Genomic DNA, 15,509 nt, shown 5'->3' on the forward strand with positions numbered 1-15,509 from the left:
AACCAGCCCCGGTAGCAAGAAGGACCAGCACATGCCGAACACCCCAAGGCCCCGCACCTCACGCTCCGGCGGCCGCAGTGGCGGGCAGAGCGTGGCCGCCGTGCTGCGCGGCCTGCTGAGCCTGGCCGTCCTCCTCGCTCTGCTCGGCGCCCTGCCGGTGGTGCTGTGGTGGGCAACGTCCACGGTCGGGCCTGCCGGCGTGGCCGCGCTCGGCTCCCTGCTGTCCACCGACGACTCCGGGCAGGTCTTCCTCCTCGCTCTCGCCGTCGCCGGGTGGATCGGCTGGCTCCTGTTCGCCGTCGCGGTCGTGCTGGAGATCCCCGCGCAGCTACGCGGCCGGGCCGTACCGCAGATCCGCGGCCTGGTCGGGCAGCGGACGGCCGCCGCCCTCGTCGGCGCCATCCTGCTGGCCCTGCCCACCGGCACGGCCCTGGCCGTGCCTGCCACTGCCGCGCCCGCAGCCGCCGCCACGGGCGTCAGCGCGGCCGCCGTCCCCAGCACTGCGGCTGCGACGGCTTCCGTCGGCGCGACAGCGTCTTCCGACACCGGCAGCACACAGGTCACCTACACAGTGCGGGACGTACGCCCGGCCGAGAGCCTGTGGTCGATCGCCGAGACGATGCTGGGAGATGGGCAGCGCTGGGAAGAAATTGCCGCCCTCAACCAGGGCCGCACCATGCCCGGCGGGCTGGTCTTCTACGCCGAGAAGCCCATCCGGCCCGGCTGGGCCCTCCACCTCCCCGCCGACGCCCAGCCCCCGCAACACAACACCTCAGCCGCGCAGGCCGACGGGCAGGCCGCGCGGCAGACCGGCAGCCCGGCCCCCACCATTTACACGGTCCGCGACGGCGACAGCCTCACCGGCATCGCCGACGTACAGCTCGGCGACGCCAACCAGTACGTGCAAATCTTCGAACTAAACTGCGGCGGCCCGCTCCCCGACGGCGGCACCTTCACCGACCCCGACCTCATCCACCCCGGCCAGCACCTCACCCTCCCCCACCCCGACACCGCCACACCGACCCCAGCAACACCGGCAACGCCGGAAACACCGGAAACGCCGGGAACGCCAGCGCTGCCGACGGCCCCGGCTCCGGCTCCGCGGGAGCCCCAGGAAGCCGTCCCTGGATCTGGCCCCACGACCACGGAGTCCCCTGCACCGTCCAAGCAGCCCGCTCCCGCCACAACCGGGGCCGTGACACCAGAGACGTCGACCGCCGGCTCCTCAAGCACGGCGCCGACACAGTCCTCCGCCTCGGCCGCGCCAAGGCCCGAGGGCGTTTCCGAGGCCCCGGCATCCGTGCACGCCGGGGACAGCAGCATCCACTGGGCGCTGATCGGCGGTATCGGAACGCTACTCGCCGCATCCCTCACCGGTGCCTTGGGTGTGCGCAGGATCCTGCAGCAGCGCCAGCGCCATGCCGGCCAGACCATCGCACAAGACCAGGAGCCGACCGATCTGGAGCAGCTCCTGGGCGCGACGTCGCATCCGGCCGGCGTCGAGCTGCTGGACCAGGTGTTGCGCACCCTCGCCCACCACGCCGCTGACCGCGACATCCCCGTCCCCGCCCTGCGCGGTGCCCGCCTCAATACAGTCGGGGTGACGCTCCTGCTGGACGAACCCGCCGACCCCATCCCCCCGTTCGCCGAGGGACCCGCCCCGCGTACGTGGATCCTTGATCCGCAGGCCGATCTCCTCACTGCCGAAGACCTCACCAGTGTTCAGGCCCCCTACCCCGGGTTGGTCACCCTCGGCACCGACGACGACGGCCTGGTTCTCATCGACCTCATGACCTGCCGCATCCTGCTCCTGGACGGTAGCGACGAGGAAGTCCTGGCCGTGGCACGCGCCCTCGCCCTGGAATTGGGCACCTGTGGCTGGACCGACTACAGCGAGATCCTCACCACCGGGCTCGGCGCCCGCCTCGCCGGCCTGCTGCCCCAGGGCCGCATCCGCACGATGCCGCACCTGCCGGCCGTCGCAGCCGACCTCGGCGAACTCATGCTCGAGGCACACCAGAGCGGCGAACAAGTACTGCCGTGGCTCGCGGTCGGCGCAGGCGAGCTGGATGACGAGCATGTGGTGCAGCTCGCCGACGCCCTCGCCGCGGGCCGCACGCTAGACACCGCGATCATCCTGCCCGCCACCGCAGCCACCCGCCACAGCTTCCCCCACGCCGAAGTCCTCACCGTCGCCAACGGCCAGGACGCCCCGGTCGGCCTGCTGGAAACGTCGGTGGACTTGCAACGGATCAGCGACGAGCAGTACCGGCAGTACGTCCATGCCCTCACCGTCGCCACCCAGGAACCGAACGCGGCAACCGGGCCGTGGGAGAGCACCGAGGACCACGCTCGGGCGGCCGCCGGGGGCGCCCCGCTCACCGTCCACGCCACCGGCGAAGGATCCCTCGACCCCGGTAACCCCTTCCCCGCCCTCCTGGCCGGACATATCCCCGCCCCCACACGTCCCGCGGCCGCCACCACCGACGCCACAACGTCGGGAACCGCGCCTACCAGCGGCGCGGGCACACCAGCCGCGGACGGCAGCACGAAGTCCGAAGCCGAAGCCGCAGCGGAGCAGGCCTCCGGCATCGCTCCGGCAGCCATCCCCGCACCGCACACCTCACCCACATCCACGCAGGTCCCCCAACACCCCGACCCCAAGGACACCGGCGTGCGCATCGACGTTCTGGGGCCGCTTCGGATCAGCGGAAGCGACACGAGCGCACACAGCCCGCGCACCACATGCCTCGCCGCATACATCCACCTGCGGCCCGGCCGCAGCGCCGACACCCTGTGCAAGGCCATGGACTACATCAACCCGTGGTCCACCCGAACCCTGCACTCACGCCTGTCCGAACTACGCAACGCCATCGGCCTGCACACCGACGGCCAACCCCTACTCCCCCGCCCCAAGACCGGCGCCGGATATAGCTTCCACCCGGCAGTAACCTCCGACTGGCAGCTCTTCCAAGACCTCGCCGGCCAGGGACTTGCCGCAGGCCCGCTGAACGGCATCGAAGACCTGGAGGCGGCGATGGCACTCGTACGGGGCAAACCCTTCGACGGGCGGACCCTGCCCTGGGCAGACCCGATCATCCAGGACATGCTCTCCAAAATCACCGACACCGCCCACACCCTCGCCCGCTGGCATGCCGACGCAGTCCTACCCGACCTGGACGCCGCCCGCCGCAGCGTCCATAAGGGCCTGGACGTCGAGGAAACCTCCGAGGTGCTTTACCGCGACCTCTTGACCATCGAGTGGGCCGCGGGCAACACCGCCGCGATCCGCCGGACCGTCGCCCGCATCCAACACATCGCACGCACCTACGACCTCACCCTCGAGACCACCACCGAGGACACCATCACCCAGGCCCTTGCCGGCAAACCCGCCCCTTCAACCACATACTCGGTGCGGGCCTGACACCTTCTCGCACCCCTACGGCCACGGGATATGTCCCGCGGCCGCACGGCAACTCATGCCGTCATGGGTAGGTAGCGGGCGCCTGGCAGGCGGGTCACCTCCGAGCGGCTCAGGCCGACGCGCTGGCCTCCCTGACGCCGGTGGAGCGCACCGGGAGCCATGCGGACCTGACGGTGCGAGCCATACTCAGGAACACTCGTTCCCCTTCTTGATCCACTCCCACTTGATCACACAGACCAGGACGGGAACGACAAGCATGGAGAACATCCACAAGCCGACACTTGCCGGCGAGTAAATGTAATAGCGCCACTGCTCCGGTAGGGGAGACGGCGCAAGCAGAACCACTATAAGCACACCCCACGTGCTCAGCACCGCAACAGCAATCCGCCACAAAGTGTCCCCCACTGCTGCCCCTCCAACCCTCACAACCCTGTAGACAGGTACGACAGTACGTCTGGCACTGAGCACTTGCACGAAAGAGCACATTGCCCACACGACTGACCCGACCAGAACACGCCGACCGCCATGGTCTACGAGGTCTTCGCCAAGACTGCCAACGAGTTGATCGGCCTCTACGCCCACCGCTCTGACTCCGCTGGTGCCCAGGTTGAGCGCGAGGAGTGGTCGCAGCGTGCCCTTGCCGTACGCGATGCCCACCGCGCCGTGCAGGCTCAGGACCGGCAGGCCCTCCTGGAGCACAACGCTCTTCCTAGCAGGGGAGATTGCGACCCTGAAAGCTCCTGTGAGCGACCTGAGCGACTATCGATCGGTCACCAGTCACCGGGGCCGGGCTCGGTCACGCGAGGATCGGTCAGCACACACCCGCCCACCCCGCGCACCAGTCACCAGGCCCACGGCCCGCAGCGCGGGGCGGTGATCGGGTCCCGGTGACCGGTGACCAGTGCCGTGCGCATCGGTCATGACCGGAGACCGACGAGCCATCAATCGGTCACCAGGTGCGAATCGGTCACCAGGCGCCCGGGCCCAGATCGGTCACCAGTCACCGGCTCGCTCTACACCGGTCACCGGAGCCACAACGCACGGGGCAATCGAGGCTCAGTGACCGGTGACCTGGGAACCGGTCACGACACCGATGACCGACGAGCCGTCGATCGGTCACCAGTCACCGGTCACCCAGCCCACGGATCGGTCACGACGATCGGTCAACACTCACCGGCCCGCCCCGCACCAGTCACCACATCGGCCACGCCACGGGTCACCAACCGGTCGCCATCACGATCGCCCATCACCGTTCCGGTGACGATGCAGGAGGACCAGCCCCGGACTGCCCGGAGGCGCGGACGGTCTTGCTGTCGGCGTTGCTTCGCAAGGTGGTCGGTGGCGGCGATCAGACGGCGTTGTCCCGTCTTCGACGACACCCCCAGACAGCGCGCCACTTCCGCTCCGGACAACCTCTGTCCGGCTTCCTCAGCCTCGGCCAGCAAGCGGGAGACCGTCACCGACCTGCCCGTGCCGGTCACCAGCCCCCGCCCCGGCCGTCGTGGCCCCCCTTGCGGGTAGGTGCGGTGACCGGTGACGTGAGAATCGGTCGTGCCGCGGGAGCGAGTGATCAGCCCTCGGGTCCCGTGAGCGCGAGGGCGGTGAACTCGCCCAATACGCTCGTGAACTGATCTGGCAGGTCGAGGTCCCAGCGGACAGTCTTTGCCCAGCCGTGCCGCAAGTCCTCGATGACCATGTTCGGGAGACCGCGTCCCGACCGGGCTGCTGTCGTTCGCGGACCTGCACGACCAGGTAGAGCACCCCGGTGCGCGGCTTGAGCCAGCGACGGAAGTCCGTCATCACGATGTGCCTGTCCAGGTATGGCAGGGTCAGTCGGCAGGCCACTACGTCCACGCTGCCTGGTACCAGTTCGCGAGGGGGCGTCTGCCTGAGGAAGTCATGCACTTGGAAGGACAGCCGTTCTTCCTTGCTCCAAAAGGTCCGCGCACGGTCGACCGCGACCGGCGACCAGTCGTAGCCGACGGTTCTCAACCCTTCTCGGGCCATCAACGTCGCCAGCAGACCCCAGCCGCTGCCCACGTCGATCGCAGTCCTCGCCCCAGGAGTGAGAACATGGCGACGGAAGCCATCCATCTCCGCGTGCGTTACTGGCAGGTTTTCTTTCGGCTCGTCGGTGGAGTAGAAGGCATCCCAGTACAGTCGCTTGGTCCACATGTACTGAGCCATCGAGGTTTCGGCGGTGCGGGTTTGGTCGTTCACGCCGCACCACCGGACAACGTCGGCCGGCTTGCACCCGCGCCCGGCGGGGCACAGCGCCGGTGGGCGTCCGCAGTGCCCAGGTTTGCAGCGGGTGGTTGCCAGTCGTCCACAGACCGGCGCCGTGCCGAGTGATGCTGCCGTGTCCGTGCCGGCAGTTTCTTCGGCTCTTCCGCTTTGCGATGCACCATGGTCGTTATCCCCTTGTCTGTGTCGCGTACCAGTACGCGGTCATCAGGCCGAGCACCGTCAGCACGATCAGCGCCTGCAACACCCACTGCCGCCAGCCCATCGCGTCCCCTCCTCCCGGTGCCTTGCGTCCATACACGCTTCCGAGCCGCTCACCGGCCGCTTTCCGGCAGGGCCAGGGCCACGAACCAGTCCCGCTCATCCACCTCGCGCAGGAACCGTTCGTACTCGCCGCGATGGGGGCTGATGTGCTCGAACCGCGGCACCAGCAGCCCGTCTGCGTAGCCGGCACGCAGCAGCCCACGGGCAGTTGTTAGGCCGGGTCGGTACTCCAGGAGCGCGGGACCGGTCGAGTCCAGGCACATCTGCCCGCGGACGCTCCAGTTCCGTGCCTTGGCCACCAGTTCCAGAGCTTCGAAGTGGGCGTCGGCTTCCTGCTGAGGCGCCTGTGCGTAGAGGACCACCCTCAGCGGCCGGCTGGTTTGCCTGGCCCGAAGCCCAGCCCGCCGCCGCACCCCGTCAGCAAGCAGGCGGCAGGTCGATTCGGCCGACGAAGGACCGCGAAGTTCGCTGCTCCCGCAGCGCCTTGAGCATGCTCCGCGCGATGAGCGCCAGCATCCGCACGTACGACAGATCGCCGGTCTCGTCGTGACTGACGTCAGCTTGTGGCTCTGCGGACGCCACGTCCGTCCAGTCTCGCAGCGCGCCGGCCGCGCGGGTGGACCGCTGCGCGAGCGGGATCTCCCCTAGACCCACCGCAAGGGACTTGCAGTGCGTGATCATGCGGCGGGTCAGCTCAGCGAGTTCTGTGATCTCAGGTGCGGTCGTGAGGGTTGTGATGATGTCCTGCTCGATACCGGCCTCGACGGCCGCCTCGATGACATCCGCGATATCCGCAAGCACGGCCCCAAGGTCGGTGAATCCTCCGCTTAGGGCCCCTCGGCTGTGCTCGTGCACGGTTGCTCCCTACCATCGTCAGCGGGTGGTACCACGACGGTAGAGGCGGTCTCGCAAGAGTAGGGGTACAGATTGTGCCCCCTAGGCCGTCAGGCCGTCAGGCCGTCAGGCCGTCAGGCCGTCAGGCCGTCAGGCCGTCAGGCCGTCAGGCCGTCAGGCCGTCAGGCCGTCAGGCCGTCAGGCCGTCAGGCCGTCAGGCCGTCAGGCCGTCAGGCCGTCAGGCCGTCAGGCCGTCAGGCCGTCAGGCCGTCAGCAGCCCTACTTTTTGTGCGAGTTCGGCTGCTCGCCTGCGGCGTTGCGGACTCTTCGCCTCGGCCTCCTCCAAAATGATCCGCTTTGCGTAACCGTTGTATTGCACGGTCTCCGGCGCTGCCGCGTGGGCCTGCTCCAGCGTCGCGAGCGCCACGTCGGGCTGACGGTCAAGGTGGTAGCCGCGGGCCTGCTCGATGCGGTGCCGGGCCCGCCGGGGCCGGGACGGGATCGCATCGGCCTCCGCACGGGCCGCCTGGCGCGCCGACTCCCGGCCCGCCTGCAGCTCCACTGCAACCGTGACCGCATGCGCGCCGATAACGGCACGGGAGAAAGAGGTGACGGGATGGAAGTAGGTATCAGGCAAGGCCTCGGCCATGCTCCTGGCCTCATCCCAGTACCGCCATGCGGTTCCCGTCTCCCTGCGGCGCGCGGCCGTCAGCCCGGCCTCGACCGTCAGCGCCCCCGCCACAGCCCGCACGTCCTGGTCGGCATCCGGCAGGAGCGGCTTGAGATAGCGCAGGGTCTCCAGCGTGACGGCGTCCGCTGCGTCCAGGTGTGCGCTGTCACGGTGGGCCTGCGTGGTCAGCCACGCAGCCAGCCCGATGGCGTGAGGGTCCCCGGATTCCTGGGCGGCTACCATGCCCCGCTCGGCGACCCGCCACACAAGCGGTGCGTCCGGTTGGTAGGCACAGAAGAACTGGGCCAGGAAATAAACCTCCGCCAGACGCGCCTGCGCAGCCTTGCGGTCAGCGATGGACGGGGCCTGTCGCACCAATGCCTGCGCGTCCTGGATCAGATCCGGCAGCAGCGCGCCGACGACCTCACGGTGGTTCGGCGCCGAGTGTCGGGCCGTCCAGGCTCGGGCCAGGCGGGCCGACAGATGCGCGACCGGTGGTGCTTCGCGACTCGAACCGAGCGGGAAGGCATTCAATGCCTCGCGAACTGCGCCGAACCGCGCATGGCCCGGGCCGGCAAACAACGCGGTGTGCATGGCCTGGTCCCCCGTGAGTTCCGACAAGTCCCGGACCCGCAAAACCTCGGCGATCCGTAGGACAACCGGCAACTGCGGTGTCTTCAGACGGCCCGTCTCGACCGCCTTGACCCATGAGCCAGAACGTCCAACGAGACCGCCCAGCTGGTCACGGGTCAGACCACGCCTGGTGCGAAGGATCTGCATTCTCTGACCGAAAACCAGCGGGTCGCGGTACGGGTCCGGGGAAGCATCGGTAGACATAGCGGCCTTGCCCCTCTCCTTGAAGCTCGACACCGACAGCGTAGGGGTGAAGCCTGCCCTCCGTTATCCCAGAACACCCAAACCTGCCCCCAGCTCCAGCAGCTCACGGCCCACTCCGCAGACGGCAGGAGAGGAGACGACTGCGGTCAGGTGGAAATCGGAGTGGGTGATGGGCTATCCACCGACCGGTCACCGCCCAGTCCCTGGGGTCCTGGGTGCCGAACCATCCACCAGTCACCACTCACCACCCACCAGCTGACCGCATCTCCTACAAGGTGAACGCAGCCGGTGCGGCTCGACCGGTCAGCACGTCCTGTTGAGGCAGTCGACTCGGGGAAGTCAGCCTGCGGCGCCCGCAGTACGACATCCGTGATGGTGCGTCGGCGTCAGGGCTTGGCGGATGCGCCTCATCTCCCGGGGGTTGCAGCGGCAGGGGCGCCCATCCGCGATGGCTACACGCGTGAGGAACGGGTCACCAAACGCCCGAATATAACCATGGTTGATGTGCTGTACTGGTACCCCACCGAGTCACGAAGGGGTCCACATGCCGTTGCAGCGATGGCGTGAGCTGGCCGACCGATTGGCCCAGCGCATCGAGTCGGAGGGGCTTGCGCCCGGTTCGAGGATGCCGACCACGGCGGAGTTGATGGCCGAGGGAGAGTCGAAGCCGTCTATTGAGCGGGCGTACCGGGAGCTGGTGGAGCGGGGTCTTGTCGTGCGCAAGCCTCGGGTGGGAACGGTGGTGCGCAATCGTGCTCGCGTCCGTGTCCCGTTGAGCCGCTACGGCTCCGTGCTGCGCCCGGGTGGGGACAAGGGGCCATGGGAGACGGCAACGGCTTCAGTGGGCCTGGACGGCAGTGTCGTTACGCTGTCCGTGGAGTGTGTCGCGGCTACGGCCGCGATTGCGTCCTTGCTCGAAGTCGAACCCGGCTCTCCTGTTGTGCGCCGTCACAGGCATGCCGTGGCCGACGGGGATGTGGTGCAGATCCAGGAGGCTTTCTATCCGGCCGACCTGGCCGCGGCCGCGGGACTCGACCAGCCGGCCAAAATCACGGGTGGTGTGCTGAGCGCCATGACGGCGGCCGGGCTGGATCCGCAGAGCGCCGACGAGACGGTCGCGGCACGGCCGCCGACGAAGGCCGAGGCATTGGAGCTCGGTGTCGGGGAGCGGGTACCGGTCTTGTGTATCGAGCGCGTAGTACGCAGCCGGGGCGGCCAAGTCCTCGAATTGCTGCGGGTGGTGGGTGTGGCCGACCGTGTGGAGCTGCATTACGGGGGGTTGCCGCTGACCGGCGGAGTGGCGTAGCAGCGGCAGCACCTCACCAGTGGCTCACCGGCTGACCCGTCGGCCAGGTTGTGACGCCACCTGGGGTCAACCGGTGATCAATCCGGTGATGCCGGTGCCGTTGTGTAGGGCATGACCACTCGCCCGAACCAAACGGGCCCCGCCACACGTGGCGGGGCTCGCAGGTCCCCAAACAGGCCTAGACCGCCTGTGCGGGGAAGAGCACCTAGTTGCGTGAACTGAGAGGTGCGCTGAGCCATGAGCTTATGCGGAACCATCCCGAGGCCGCCACAGGCCCCCTCCCCCCACACCACCGGGCACACCGTGAATGTGGTGGTGTGCCATGGCACTTGAGCCGATTCTGTGGGCCTTGCATGACAGCCCCGTCAACAGCACCACAGACAGGATGCTGCTCGCCGGTCTGGCTGAGAAAGCCGATGCGGACGGCACCAACGCCTTCCCCTCGCGGCGAACACTGGCCCGGATCGCGCTGTGCGACGTCAAGACGGTCCAGCGACGTCTGGCCTGTCTCACCGAGCAGGGTGTGATCACACTCGGCGACCAGGCAGCCGCCCGGTACATCCCCGCCCACGCCCGCCCCAAGGTCTACGACCTGCAGATCCCAGCCAGTTGGTACGGGCCGGAGCGCCTCGCCAGGGTGAACGCAGACCGGGCCCAGCGCGGTCTGCCGCCGCTCACACAGGAGACCCGTCCGGCGCTGCCGCCGGCCCCGGCACGGACGGAACGCAGCGACAAAGGCAAGCCGCGTCTGGGGGGAGGGGACTCACAGTCCCCTCCCCTGCCCCGACCCGACTTCGATAGGAGGGGGGACTGTCAGTCCCTGGGGAGGGGGGACTCTGAGTCCCGGCAGGGGGGACTGTCAGTCCCCCAACCCTCTCCTTTAACCCTCCCCGTCAAAGAAACCCCGACAGCGCCTGCGGCGCGCAGCGCCGATGACGCCCGCAAGGCTCCTACAGGTAGTAGCGCACGCAAGGCCGGCGGCTACGCCGCGCCCCCGGACGCTGCCGCGCCCGCCTCAGCAACCAAGTCGGGCAAGATGCCCCGCCAACCGATGCCGCAGGGACAAGCGGACGCGGTCAAGGTGGTGGAAGAAGGCTGGCCGCCTGACCTTGCGAGACTGCTGCCAGCCCACCGCCCGGCCGTACTATGGCAGGCGATCTGCAAAGCTCTGGACGGCGGGCGGACACCCCAACAACTCCTCGAGCGGATCCAGCGCCGGTGGTGGACCCACGGCTACGCCCGCGCCCTGGCCGAAGGCAAGATCTCCTCCCCCGTCGGAGTAGCCGTAGGCTTGGTCCGCCCATCCACCGACTGCCCGGACCCGATGTGCGAGGACGGCACCACCCTCCACACCGAGCAGCCATGCACCAACTGCATCCAGCGCCGAGCAGACCGCCGGTACGGCCACGCACCCACACCAGGAGACACATTTCCGCGGCCCCAGTGGTGGGAATGCGAGGGCAAGCACTGCACGGCAGCCGGCAAAGGCCCACGCCCCGACACAGGACTGTGTTGGAGGTGCCAGGACCAAGCAGAACTGGCGCAGATCCAACACGCCACAGCACACCTGCTGACCGAAGCCGAAACCGCGCAGCAAGCACAACGCCTACGCCAAACGATCAGACGGCAACGCACGCTCGACGACACTCACACCGAACACACCAACCGCACCCGCACCACACCGGACAGCGACGAAGCCGACCACAGGCCGCCACAGACGCTCACGACGTACGCCAACCACGCGAACAACTCCAACGCAAACACCCCCAGCTCGCCGCCTACACCCAGCCACACCCATGACCACCCGCCCCCACCACCATTCACTCCTCGCCCCACAGCAAGCACACAGAGGCAGCGTCGTGTTGCTTGAAGAAGCTGGCAGCCACCCTGCTTGCGCGAGGGGCAGCTGTGCGCGGAGCGAGTCAGAATCCTCATCGCCGGCCAGGGGGCCATCCCCGACTGCGCGGGAAGCAAGAGATGGCCCAGGCTGTGTCTCACTCGAGGCGGCAGGGGTCGACGTCCTGACCGACTTCCTCCGCCCTGGGCCCAAAGGGCAGGAACATGGCGAGGAAGACGCACGCAGGTTAGACCGCTGAGGATCCCGCGTAGTCGTAGCGCCGGTAACCGCGGCCGTCAGCGTGCCAGTCCAGCAGGAGCACCGCGTCACCCACCGCCTTGTCGCTGCCCGCCCTCGTGCTGATGGTCGGCGTCCGATACCGGCCATGGTGGTTGGAACTGGAATCGCTGTCTTCCAAACGGGACTCGATTTCAGCGAAATCCCGCTCAAGGAGTCGGCGACCAGTGTGGGCATGCTTGATCTGCAGCCGGAGCTTGGCACCATCCAGGATGGTGGGGTCGTCGACGGAGTAGTAGTTCGGGCCGTCCCACTTGGCCGTGGCATACGTGTAGACGGTCGATCCGGACCGAGCTGCACATACTTCGATCGCAATCTTCCAATTATCCGGCCATGGCCCGCTGTAACCGGCGTCGTCGATGTCCTGACTGCTACTGGAGCACCGGTACTTCGGCGAAGAAGCAGCCGGAGTACCGACAGCTCCCAAAGTCAGGGCTGAGGCCACAAGTGCGACGACAAGGTTGGTCTTCTGCATGCCGTGCTCAAGGCCGCCGCGCAGTCCACCGACACGGCCCTGAGGGCAAGCCACTCAAACGGATGAGCAGGAGGACACAGAGCTATATATCAACTGCTCGAACGTTACGACCTCCGGCCGGACAACAACCGCCCGGGCCCGCAGCGGCCGACCCGCTGAAGCGGACCACCATGACCACTCAGGTGCATCTTCCCGGCCCCTTGCGCCCGCGCTGGCAAGACCTGCCCGCCTCGCAAACTTGTTCAAGACTGACGGGGACCAGCGCCCTTCCACCCGCAGCCCGGCCCGCCGCCTCCTGGCTGTGGCTGCTCACCCTCGCCGTCCTGCACGCCGACGGACGTCTCCTCGCCCACGGCAGCACCACCGTCTCGGTCACAGGCCCCTACATGTTCCGGCCCCCGCCGAGTGGTCATCAACCGGCATGCAGATGAGGATGGCTGCCTCGACCCCGATGAGGCGGGGGGCGCAGGCGCGTTTCTGCGGTGAATCCGGCAGCCCACACGGGTGAGTTGTCGGTCGAGGGCCTGTTGGGGCGGGTGCCGGAACGGTTACACCGGCCCGTGTGATCAACAACCTGATGCTGCGCGGTCTGCCCGCGCTCGCCCTCTGCGCCCTCCCCCTCCTCGCGACACCGGCCGCGTACTCCGCACCCGCCGAGACGGCAGGACGGGCCGGCACTGCGGCGGTGGGTCCGGTCAGGATGCGTGCTCCGTTGCCGCTGTTCGAGGCGATCGACCGACTCCCCAACGCCGTCGAGCACCGTGCGGGGTACAAGCGGGATTTGTATAAGCACTGGAACAAGGGCCTCAACGGCGGGGACGGCTGCGACACCCGCAAGGAAGTCATCCTGGCCGAAGCCGCGGTGGCGCCGCAGGTCGCGGCCGGATGCAAGTTGACCGGCGGGTCTTGGCGCAGCGCGTACGACAACCTGGTCGTCACCGACGCAGGCAGGCTCGATGTCGACCACTTCGTGCCATTGGCCGAGGTCTACGACTCGGAGCAGGCACCGTGGTCGGCGACGCGGCGGGAGGCGTACGCAAACGACCAGAACAGCCCCGACACCTTGATCGCGGTCTCCGCCGCCTCCAACCGTTCCAAGGCCGACAAGGACCCGGCCGAGTGGCTGCCCTCGGACGGCTCCTACCACTGCACCTACGCAGCCACCTGGGTCGGCACCAAGCTCCGCTGGGATCTGGCCGTCGATGACAACGAGCGCCAGGCCCTCCTCGGCCTCGCCGAGGACTGCCCCACCACCACAGTCGTCTACGAACCCGCGCCCTAACACCTCCTCAGCCAAGAGCGGTACGCCCTGGCTCGGCTGCTCGGCACAGCCGAACAGCCAGCCACGGGCGTGCCGCGCCCGCCTTGCGGCTGACCACCCGCGGGCGGGGCTGGTCAGCCGTACTGGCTCCAACCGCCGTAGCGGGCCAGGAGAGCGCGGGAGTCATCCACGTTCAGCCCCAAGGCAGCAGCCACCTTCTCCGGGTCCTGCCCACGGGCGTCGCGGGCCGGTCCGTGCGCCGTGCGCCCGGCGATGAGTTCCAGGGAGCGGGCTGCTTTCAGGGCGGCAGCCGGTGCGTCCTGGCCGAGACGCTCGATCGCCTCGGCGACGGCCTCGAGGAGGGTCTCCAGTTCGGCGGGCAGGGGGATAGTGGTGGCATCGATGGCTGTGATGTGCCGGTCCCAGTCGTCCTGACACTCCCCGGCCGTCTCCCAGCCGTGCTCCCGAAGCGGCAGGTCACCGACCGCCGTCCAGTTCACGATGCGTCGCTCGCCCCGCCAGCCGCACGAGCACTCCGCCTGCAGAGCGTGCGCCTGGGGACGCTGCGGGTAGGTGCCACCGTCGTAGACGGACCAGTGGCAGACCTCCCAACCAAAACCCCCGGAGTTCGAGTCGAAGTACACCGGCTTGGGACTGCTTCCGTCTTCCAGGAGTGTTCCGACCCGGCCCTCGTGCGACTTGCCGTACTCGTCGGACGTCCAAATCTCGTCCTTCTCCACCAGCACCTCCCACACCGCATCTCCAGGCGGGATCCCGCCCCTGGTAAGACGATCTCGCACCCGAAGCACAGCCCGTGACCAATCGACTGAATCGGTACCACAGCAGGACCGCTTGGTATGGGTCCGGGCCTGATCCGAGAGATGGGGCGGGGCTTTGGGGCCAGTCACTGCCACGCTTGGAACGAGCGCCGTGCCCTGCCTTCTGCCCGACACACCAGCGTCGTCAGCGGGCGATGTGTCGGGCAGCAGCGGCACTCTTGCGGCGGGATCGTCCTCGGGCCGCAGACCAAGCACGCCCAGCGGAACAATGAGTCCGCGGGACCGTCGGCCCGGGAGGCACGGATGTGGCCAGCAGCAGCCCGGTCCACGGAGCCCGCCCGAGCTAGGAGCACTCACTCGCCACAACCGACGGGATCCTTCATCCCACCGATGCCACCACAGCTGCGACACAGCCGCCACATCGGTGGCCTGCCCGCGCTCCATCCATAGCGCGCGCAGCGCGATATCACTCGCAGGCCACGCCGTCGCCGTCCCGGTCGAGGTGCGAGCCGTACCCGGCATCGCCACGCCGGATCGGCGCGGCCCCGGCATCCCGGACAGCCGTGCAGTTCCGGTAGTAGACACTGCCACCACCACCCCCCGAGCCCGAGCTCCCGGACGTCCCGCTGACCGATGCCGAACCGGAGCCCGCGGAAACATCAGTCGGGCTCTGCGCCTTGCCGTCATCTGCCACAGGCGGCTTGCGCACCGCCGGCCGCTCAGCAGGTGTCGGCGCAGCACCGGCCCCTGCCGACGGCGGCGGGCTCGGCACGGCAGCCGACGTCGGTGCAGACGGCGACGGCGACGGGGTGGAAGCTGAGGGCGCCGGCGGGGGCGGTGCGGTGACCGTGACCGTGACCACGGGGGGTGAGGCAGGCTTGGTGTCGTCCTTGACTGGCTTGGGTCCCGAAGACACCGCGGCGAGGAGGACGACAAACCAGACCGAGGCCAGGACGACGGTTACCGCTCTGCCTGCCTTGTCCCAACGCGCCATGAACGCCAGCGCCGCCCCGAACGGGGGCACGACCAGCGTCGCCACAACCACGGCCGGAACCGCCAACAAGGGATGCCACCGGCGGCCCGGGACCGGCTGCGGCGCAGTCACTTCAAAAGGTGGATACACGCGTCTCCAAACGAGAACGAACTGACAAAGAGCCAACACCCCCGCACAGCGACTACAACAGCGACCCGACGAGCGTGGGCGCGAGATACGGCCCCCGGAGCATCAGGCTGGCTGCGGCCGGCGAAACCGCGAACGCAAGGCCGGACTGTCCACGGGTA

At 68.5% G+C, this 15,509-nt stretch carries 13 protein-coding genes; 4 read left to right on the plus strand and 9 right to left on the minus strand.

Annotated elements, in window-relative coordinates:
* Positions 1-31 precede the first annotated feature (31 nt).
* On the plus strand, positions 32-3,424 hold the full coding sequence (locus BGK67_RS01255) for an AfsR/SARP family transcriptional regulator (RefSeq protein ID WP_069918132.1): 3,393 nt from the start codon (positions 32-34) through the stop codon (positions 3,422-3,424).
* Positions 3,425-3,610: 186 nt separating this feature from the next.
* Here the strand turns inward: BGK67_RS01255 and BGK67_RS39620 are convergent, their stop codons facing one another.
* The 6 genes from BGK67_RS39620 to BGK67_RS01275 all read right to left on the minus strand — a co-directional run bounded on the left by BGK67_RS39620 (position 3,611) and on the right by BGK67_RS01275 (position 8,273).
* Positions 3,611-4,123, minus strand: coding sequence for a hypothetical protein (locus BGK67_RS39620; protein WP_244291078.1), 513 nt, complete (start codon positions 4,121-4,123; stop codon positions 3,611-3,613).
* A 729-nt stretch (positions 4,124-4,852) separates the two neighbouring features.
* Positions 4,853-5,611: a class I SAM-dependent methyltransferase gene (locus tag BGK67_RS41090; protein ID WP_432215500.1), complete on the minus strand. Its 759-nt coding sequence runs from the start codon at positions 5,609-5,611 to the stop codon at positions 4,853-4,855.
* Positions 5,612-5,837: 226 nt separating this feature from the next.
* Positions 5,838-5,969, minus strand: a complete 132-nt coding sequence (locus BGK67_RS40665) for a hypothetical protein (protein WP_279628645.1) — start codon at positions 5,967-5,969, stop codon at positions 5,838-5,840.
* Between the two features lie 13 nt (positions 5,970-5,982).
* Positions 5,983-6,294: a hypothetical protein gene (locus tag BGK67_RS01265; protein WP_069918133.1), complete on the minus strand. Its 312-nt coding sequence runs from the start codon at positions 6,292-6,294 to the stop codon at positions 5,983-5,985.
* A 55-nt stretch (positions 6,295-6,349) separates the two neighbouring features.
* Positions 6,350-6,787, minus strand: coding sequence for a hypothetical protein (locus BGK67_RS01270; RefSeq protein ID WP_069918134.1), 438 nt, complete (start codon positions 6,785-6,787; stop codon positions 6,350-6,352).
* Between the two features lie 241 nt (positions 6,788-7,028).
* Positions 7,029-8,273 (minus strand): helix-turn-helix domain-containing protein, encoded by a 1,245-nt coding sequence (locus BGK67_RS01275; RefSeq protein WP_069923531.1) that lies wholly within the window; start codon positions 8,271-8,273, stop codon positions 7,029-7,031.
* 544 nt (positions 8,274-8,817) lie between these two features.
* Here BGK67_RS01275 and BGK67_RS01280 point away from each other — a divergent pair.
* Entirely contained in the window at positions 8,818-9,579 is a 762-nt protein-coding gene (locus BGK67_RS01280) for a GntR family transcriptional regulator (protein WP_069918135.1), read from the plus strand.
* 322 nt (positions 9,580-9,901) lie between these two features.
* A complete protein-coding gene (locus tag BGK67_RS41095; RefSeq protein ID WP_432215415.1) occupies positions 9,902-11,449 on the plus strand; it encodes a helix-turn-helix domain-containing protein in 1,548 nt (515 codons plus the stop codon).
* 214 nt (positions 11,450-11,663) lie between these two features.
* On the opposite strand, the gene BGK67_RS01285 is transcribed toward BGK67_RS41095, so the two are convergent.
* Complete coding sequence (locus BGK67_RS01285; RefSeq protein ID WP_069918136.1) at positions 11,664-12,188, minus strand: hypothetical protein; 525 nt, start codon at positions 12,186-12,188, stop codon at positions 11,664-11,666.
* A 577-nt stretch (positions 12,189-12,765) separates the two neighbouring features.
* Between BGK67_RS01285 and BGK67_RS01290 the strand changes: the two genes are divergently transcribed.
* Positions 12,766-13,470, plus strand: a complete 705-nt coding sequence (locus BGK67_RS01290) for an HNH endonuclease family protein (protein WP_069923532.1) — start codon at positions 12,766-12,768, stop codon at positions 13,468-13,470.
* A 113-nt stretch (positions 13,471-13,583) separates the two neighbouring features.
* Here the strand turns inward: BGK67_RS01290 and BGK67_RS01295 are convergent, their stop codons facing one another.
* Positions 13,584-14,204 (minus strand): hypothetical protein, encoded by a 621-nt coding sequence (locus tag BGK67_RS01295; RefSeq protein WP_079153918.1) that lies wholly within the window; start codon positions 14,202-14,204, stop codon positions 13,584-13,586.
* Between the two features lie 490 nt (positions 14,205-14,694).
* On the minus strand, positions 14,695-15,222 hold the full coding sequence (locus BGK67_RS39625) for an excalibur calcium-binding domain-containing protein (protein WP_244291409.1): 528 nt from the start codon (positions 15,220-15,222) through the stop codon (positions 14,695-14,697).
* Between the last annotated feature and the right edge of the window lie 287 nt (positions 15,223-15,509).

The sequence above is a fragment of the Streptomyces subrutilus genome (assembly GCF_001746425.1).
GTDB classification, from domain to species: Bacteria; Actinomycetota; Actinomycetes; order Streptomycetales; family Streptomycetaceae; genus Streptomyces; species Streptomyces subrutilus_A.